Here is a 6,892-nt window from a genome sequence, read left to right on the forward strand (position 1 = left end):
GTATTAGAGCGCATCGAAGGCCCCCAAGCGTTTCGCGATGGTCAGGTAGATGGCGATGATGAGGATCGGCACCAGCGAGAAGGCGGCAGCGAAGGGCAGGTTGCCCGCCGTGCCCTGTTGCATGTAGACCACCTGACCTATGTACATGGTTGAGTTGCCTATGATGCCGGGGATGATGTAGTCCCCCAGCGTCAGGGAGAAGGTGAAGATGGAGCCCGCCACCACGCCGGGCAGGGCCAGCGGCAGGATCAGGGTACGAAAGGTCTGGGCCGGGGTGGCGCCGAGATCGCCGCTCGCTTCCAGCAGGGAGCGCGGGATCCGCTCCACCGCCGCCTGGATGGGCAGGATCATGAAAGGCAGCCAGACGTAGACGAACACGATGAAGGTGCCGATGCGCGAGAACGACAGCGACGGCCCGCCGATCACCGGCAGCGAGAGGATGGCGTCCAGCAGCCAGTCCAGTCCCAGAGTATCTACCAGCCAGCTGATGACCCCCTCCTTGGCCAGGATCAGCTTCCAGGCGTAGACCCGCACCAGATAGCTGGACCAGAGCGGCAGCATGATGCCGACGTAGAACAGGGCCCGGGTCTTGCCGCTGGTGTAGCGCGCCATGTAGTAGGCCACCGGAAAGCCGAGCAGGGCGCAGGCCAGAGTCACTAGCAGCGACATGCCGACGGTGCGCAGGATCACGTCCAGATTCTCCGCCCGCAGCAGGGCGACGAAGTTCTGTAGGCCCAGTTCGTGGCGGATCTGGCCGCTGAACTCGTCCAGCCCGAAGAAGGCGTTGGAGAGCAGCATCAGCAGGGAGCCGACATAGATGATGCCAAGCCAGAGCAGCGGCGGCCCGAGCAGGACGGCCAGCAACAGACCCGGCCGCCCGTAGAGCAGGGTGGAAAGGCGCCGCAGCGGCCGATAGGAGAGGGGGGCAGTGGGTTGGCTCATGGCAAGGCTCGCACTGTGGGGGGCGCTCATGGTTGAGCTCTCTGAGGGGCGGTGTGCAGGTGATGGATCGCCTGCTCCGGCCAGCTGAGGCTGACCCGGGCGCCACGGGGCAGGCGGGCCTGGCCCTCGTTGGGGTGGTTGACGATAAGCTCGAGCTGCTCGCCGAGATCGACCCGGTAGCGCACGAAGGGGCCGAGATACTCCACCTCGCGCACTTCTCCGGACCAGCCCGGTGTGCCGGCCTCGGTGAGCCGGATCCGCTCCGGGCGCACCATCATCTGGTGAGCATCGCCGCACAGACGGCGGGCCTGCTCCCCCTCGAACAGGTTGACGGTGCCGATGAAGCGAGCGACGAAGGGCGTGGCGGGGGCGTCGTAGATGGTATCCGGCGCGGCGATCTGCTCGATCTTGCCTTGATTGAAGATGCAGATCCGGTCGCTCATGGAGAGCGCCTCCTGCTGATCGTGGGTGACGAAGATGAAGGTGATGCCGAGCTGGCGCTGCAAGGCTTTCAGTTCGAGCTGCATCTGCTCGCGCAGCTTGAGGTCGAGCGCCCCGAGCGGTTCGTCCAGCAGCAGGATGCGCGGCTGGTTGATCAGTGCCCGGGCGATGGCGATGCGTTGGCGCTGGCCGCCGGAGAGCTGGCCCGGCTTGCGGTTGCCGACTCCGGGCAGACGCACCAGCTCCAGCATCTCGTCCACCTTGCGGTAACGCTCCGCCTTGGCGACGCCCTTGAGCATCAGGCCATAGCCGATGTTGTCGCGCACATCCATGTTGGGAAACAGGGCGTAGTCCTGAAACACGGTATTGAGGTTGCGATCGTAGGGGGGCACGGTGGAGCAGGGCTCGCCGAACAGCCGGATCTCCCCCTCGCTCGGGTATTCGAAGCCCGCAATCATCCGCAGGCAGGTGGTCTTGCCGGAACAGCTCGGCCCCAGCAGGGTGAAAAATTCTCCGGACGGGATCTGGAAGGAGATGTCGTCGACCGCCTTCACCTCGCCATAGTGGCGGCTGACCCGGTCAAATTGTACGGCATTCATGGGGCGTCCTTGTCTGTGTGGGAAGCGGGCCGGACTCCTGTCCGGCCCCATATCGGCATTTACTGAGGCACCTCAGCGACCACCCAGGATGGCGATATAGTCCGAGACCCAGCGGTAGTAGGGCACGCAGGTTCCCTGCCGCTGGGATATGGCCTTGTTCTACCAGCATCAGCGGCCACCCAGAATAGCGATATAGTCCGAGACCCAGCGGTAATACGGCACGCAGGTTCCCTGGCTCTTGCACTGGGAGACAGGGGTACGCCAGAAGTGAACCCGATCGAAGTTGTCGATGCCGTTGGTCTTGCACCCCTCTTTCCCGAGCAGGGCATTGCCCTCGCAGGCGGCCGGCACCACGGGCACGGAGCCGAACCAGGAGGCGAGATCCCCCTGCAGCTTGTTGTTGAGGGAGTGCTCCAGCCATTTGTAGGCACAGGTGAGGTTCTTGGCCTCGCTGTGCACCATGCTGGTGTCGGCCCAGCCGGTGACCCCTTCCTTGGGCACGGTAGTGGCGATGGGCTGCTTGTCGGCTATCAGGGTATTGGCCTGGAAGGGCCAGGAGCCAGAGGCCACTACCCCCTCGTTCTTGAAGTCGTCGATCTGGACGAAGGCATCGTGCCAGTAGCGTCCCACCAGCTTGCGCTGCTGGCGCAGGAGGTCGAGGGCGGCCTTGTACTGATCCTCGTTCAGCTCATAGGGATCCTTGATGCCGAGCGCGGGCTGGTGGCTCATCAGATAGAGGGCGGCATCGGCGATGTGGATGGGGCCGTCAAATGCCTGCACCCGACCCTTGTTGGACTTGCCGTCCGGCAGGGTCTGCTCCTCGAACACCACGTTCCAGGAGTCGGGCGCCTTGGGGAACACCTTGGTGTTGTACATCAAGATGTTGCCGCCCCACTGGTAGGGCACGCCATAGTGCTTGCCGTCCACCGTGTGCCAGGGGGCATTCTGCAGGCGGGGGTCTATCTTGCCGTAGCTCGGGATGAGCGCCAGGTTGAGTGCCTGCACCTTGCCGCCGGCGATGAGGCGCAGGCTGGCGTCGCCGGAGGCGGTCACCAGATCGAAGCCCCCCTCGTTCATCAGCGCCACCATCTCGTCCGAGGTGGCGGCCGTCTTGACGTTGACCTTGCAGCCGGTCTCTTTCTCGAAGCCGGTGACCCAGTCGTAGTTCTTGTCGGTCTCGCCGCGCTCCACGTAGCCGGCCCAGGCCACGATGTTGAGCTGGCCTTCACCCTTGCCGAGGGTGGTGGGGGCAGCCTGGACCTGGCTTGCCAGCAGCGCCGGGATCAGGGCCAGGGTCAGAGGGGTCAATTTCATCTTGCTCTCCTTGCATGATTGGCAACCGTGGCGGCGCCACAGTAGGCATTAACATCCTGTTAACCAGCCATGAGCGTAGGAGAAGCCGGGAGCAATGAGAATTTCAATTTTTAACGGCGTGGGTATCTGTAAAATCGATATCGAGTGCGGATGAATCTGATTTTTTTGCCGGAGTCACGGCTGTTCAGGCTCAGTCCTAGCGGGGGAGGTGCTGGCGGGCCCGTAGCCGGCTCTGATCTCTGGCGATGTCGATGAACTCGCGTGCGGCCCAGTCAAGGCGCGAGCCGCGCCGCCACACCAGACCGATGTCGATGGCGGGGATGGGCTCCTTGATGGCGCGGGCCTCGACCCGCTCTTGCTCCAGCGACCAGGGGCGGTAGGCAAAGTCCGGCAGCAGGGCGAGCCCGAGCTGGCTCGCCACCAGGCTGCGCACCGCTTCTACCGAGGCGGTCCGCAGCACGATGCGCGGCGCGATGCCGTAGCGGCGCAGGCCGCCGCCGATGATCTGGTCAAGCTGGTCGGCGGTCAGCGAGATCATGGGCTCCTCGCCGAGCGCCTTGAGGGAGAGGGTAGACTCGGCGCAGAGCGGGTGGTTGGCGGCGAGCCAGACCCGCAGCGGCGAGCGGGTCAGCAGCTCGGTATCGAACGCTTCCTGGCGGATGGTGCGGTTGGTCATCAGGATCCCCACATCCACCTCACCGTTGACGATCTGGTGCTCGAGATAGGGTTGCTCATCCTCCTTCACCTCGATCTGCACCGCCGGGAAGGCGCGGCGAAAGCGGCCGAGGGCCTCCGAGAGGTAGTAGCCTGCCACCAGCGTGGTTACGCCTATGGTAAGCCGCCCCTGATCCTGCTGGGCCACCGCCTTGAGGGACTGGCCGGCTTCGGTCATGGCGCTTAGGATGCGACGGGCGTGCAGCAGAAACTGGTGGCCCTGGGTGGTGAGGCTGACCCCGCGCGGATTGCGCTCGAACAGGGCGGCGCCGAGCTCGGTCTCCAGCTCGCGGATGGCGCTGGTGACCGCCGACTGGGAGATGTGCAGCTCGGCGGCGGCGCGGCTCACCGAGAAGCTGTCGGCCACCGCCACGAAATAGCGGATCTGGCGAAAGGTGACGTTCATCTGGGCGTCCTGCCACGTGCGATCAAGGTGAGTGCCAGCTTAACCTCGAATCATACCCAGACAAAAGGCGCCGTGATGGCGCCTTTGTCGTTGTTTTTACGGAAATTAGCGGGCTGTCACCGCCTCTGTGACCGGTACACGGTTCACTCCCTTGCCCAGATAGGCGAGGGTGATGGTCACAATGATGCAGGTGAAGCTGAGCCACATGTAGGGCAGGTAGTCGAGGGTCGCAACCCCGAGGACCCCGGCCATGAAGATGCCGTTGTCGCTCCAGGGCACCATGCCGCAGGTGAGGGTGCCGCCAAACTCGGCGTTGCGAGAGAGGTTCTTGCGCGCAAGCCCCAGCCGGTCGTAGTTCTTGGCCATGATCTTGGGGGTCAGGATCAGCGATACATACATGGCGGAACCGAACACGTTGGCCAGGAAGGCGGTGCCTATGGTGTGGCTGGTCAGGCTGCCGGCGCTGTTGATGCGCTTCTCGAAGGCGCTGGCGATCACTTCCAGGATGCCGACCTTCTCCAGCAGACCGCCGAAGCCCAAGCCGAAGATGATGACGGCCACTGAGCCCAGCATGGACTCCATACCGCCACGGCCCAGGATGTTGTCGATGAAATCGACGCCTGAGGTGATGGCAAAGGGGCTGTAGGCGGAGTGCATCGCCTTCACCGGATCCATGTCCTGGAAGACGATGGCCCAGACAAGACCCAGCAAGGCACCGAAGCTGATCACCGGGAAGGCGGGTTTGCGGTTGGCCAACAGGCCCAGCACCAGCACCACGGGCACTATGGCCATGGGGGTGATGTTGAACTGCTTGTCGAGGGCGTCCATCACCAGATTGACCTGCTCCAGGCTGACGTTGCCGGAGTACTGCATGCCGACCACGGTGAACAGGGCGGCGGTGATGACGTAGGAGAACAGACTGATGGGCAGCATCCCCTTGATGTGTTCCATCACGTCGACGTTGGACATGGTCGAGGCCAGCACCACGGAGTCGGAGAGCGGGGAGAGCTTGTCACCGAAGTAGACTCCGGAGAGCACGGCACCGGCTACCAGCGGCGCGGGTACCCCCAGGCTGTGGCCTATGCCCATCATGGCGATGCCTGCGGTGGCCGCCGAGCCCCAGGAGGTGCCGGTGGCCAGCGAGGTGAGAGAGCAGATGATCAGGGTCGCCAGCAGGAAGATGGAGGGGTGTATCACCTTGAGGCCGAAGTAGATGATGCTGGGGACGATGCCGCCGGCAATCCAGGTGCCCACCAGGGCACCGACGGAGATCAGTATCAGGATGGCCCCCATCCCCTTGGCGACGCCGTCGACTGCCGCCTGCTCCAGGGATTTGTAATCGTGGCCGAGCTTGATGCCGAGTCCCATGATGACGAACCAGGCGATGAACAGTGCCAGCTGGATTGGCAGATCCAGCACGCTGGTGAAGGAGAAGGCCAGGGCCAGGAAAATGGCCAGGCAGGCAAATACTTGCGACATGCCCGGCAATCGGATGTGGTGTTGTTGGTTTTGCATAGATACTTCCTAAACTCTTGCTCGCCAAGGTCAGTCCCTCTCGTCCTGTGGATACACGTATCCCGAGGGGCCCACCCAAAAAGAGGCCGCAATCTACCACAAACCTGGGGGGGCAAATCCCAACTGATTTAGCAAAAATGCAGTTTTGATTGAAAAACTTACAAATTAGTTGATCTCATAACCCGTTTTTGAGTGCTCTGTTTGCCCCGATGGGACATTCGACTCCGATAGAAAAGTCCGATTGCATACTCCTAAAATACAAATGATAATTGTTATCAGTTGTTGGAGAGGAGTGTGTCATGAGATGGATAGTGAGAGCCATGCTGCTGATCGGGCTGCTGGCGATCCTGATCTGGGGTCAGGACAAGGCATACGGTATGTGGAGCCTGGGCTTCTTGCTGGCCGCCTGGGTCATGCTCGAACCCAGGCTGAGGCCTGCGCTGATCCTGCTGCCGGTGGCCGGTATGACGGGAGTCGCGGCCCTGATCTGGCAACAGCCCTGGTTATGACGAGGTGGCCGGGGCGCTTTGCACCTTCTCTTGCGCCAGCTTGAGCGACTCGATGACGTTTTTCTCCATCTCGGTACGCTTGGCATCGGTCAGGAAGTAGATCATGTCGACGTCGTGACGAATGTAGTGGGAGGGCAGCTGGTTCAGGGTCAGACAGCAGAGATCGGCCATCTGGTTGGCGCTCAGCTTCTGGTTGAGTCCCTGTCTCTCAATCTCCTTGAGCACCAGATGCTCGTAGAAGTTGTGAATGTCGGTATCCAGTATCATATGCGTTCCTTGGCATGACGATGGGCGGTGAGTCGTCAAAAGCATAGTCATAACAAGGGGTAAAAACAAAAGGCCCATCACTTTCGTGATGGGCCTTTTGCATAAGTAATGGTGCGAAGAGAGGGACTCGAACCCTCACATCCGTGGGACACTAACACCTGAAGCTAGCGCGTCTACCAATTCCG

General features: G+C 62.2%; 7 protein-coding genes. 1 reads left to right on the forward strand and 6 read right to left on the reverse strand.

Features of this window, described 5'->3' with window-relative positions:
• Positions 1-3: 3 nt before the first annotated feature.
• From OKC30_RS07410 to nhaC, 5 genes are all read right to left on the reverse strand, one after another.
• Positions 4-972, reverse strand: coding sequence for an ABC transporter permease (locus tag OKC30_RS07410; RefSeq protein WP_160836676.1), 969 nt, complete (start codon positions 970-972; stop codon positions 4-6).
• On the reverse strand, positions 969-1,982 hold the full coding sequence (locus OKC30_RS07415; RefSeq protein WP_160836674.1) for an ABC transporter ATP-binding protein: 1,014 nt from the start codon (positions 1,980-1,982) through the stop codon (positions 969-971). Before OKC30_RS07415 ends, OKC30_RS07410 begins: the two co-directional genes overlap by 4 nt.
• A 168-nt stretch (positions 1,983-2,150) precedes the next feature.
• Positions 2,151-3,296, reverse strand: a complete 1,146-nt coding sequence (locus OKC30_RS07420) for an ABC transporter substrate-binding protein (protein ID WP_039039701.1) — start codon at positions 3,294-3,296, stop codon at positions 2,151-2,153.
• Between the two features lie 196 nt (positions 3,297-3,492).
• The gene (locus OKC30_RS07425) at positions 3,493-4,416 is read right to left on the reverse strand and encodes a LysR family transcriptional regulator (protein WP_160836672.1); all 924 of its coding nucleotides are present in this window, start codon (positions 4,414-4,416) and stop codon (positions 3,493-3,495) included.
• A 105-nt stretch (positions 4,417-4,521) separates the two neighbouring features.
• Complete coding sequence (gene nhaC / locus OKC30_RS07430) at positions 4,522-5,931, reverse strand: Na+/H+ antiporter NhaC (protein ID WP_010675759.1); 1,410 nt, start codon at positions 5,929-5,931, stop codon at positions 4,522-4,524.
• Positions 5,932-6,230: 299 nt separating this feature from the next.
• Here nhaC and OKC30_RS07435 point away from each other — a divergent pair, with 299 nt between their 5' ends.
• Positions 6,231-6,440, forward strand: coding sequence for a hypothetical protein (locus tag OKC30_RS07435; protein WP_011707516.1), 210 nt, complete (start codon positions 6,231-6,233; stop codon positions 6,438-6,440).
• On the opposite strand, the gene OKC30_RS07440 is transcribed toward OKC30_RS07435, so the two are convergent.
• A complete protein-coding gene (locus OKC30_RS07440; RefSeq protein ID WP_016352123.1) occupies positions 6,435-6,707 on the reverse strand; it encodes a late competence development ComFB family protein in 273 nt (90 codons plus the stop codon). The genes OKC30_RS07435 and OKC30_RS07440 overlap by 6 nt on opposite strands.
• Positions 6,708-6,892 lie beyond the last annotated feature (185 nt).

The organism is Aeromonas sp. QDB18, from assembly GCF_027705325.1.
GTDB lineage: Bacteria > Pseudomonadota > Gammaproteobacteria > Enterobacterales > Aeromonadaceae > Aeromonas > Aeromonas caviae.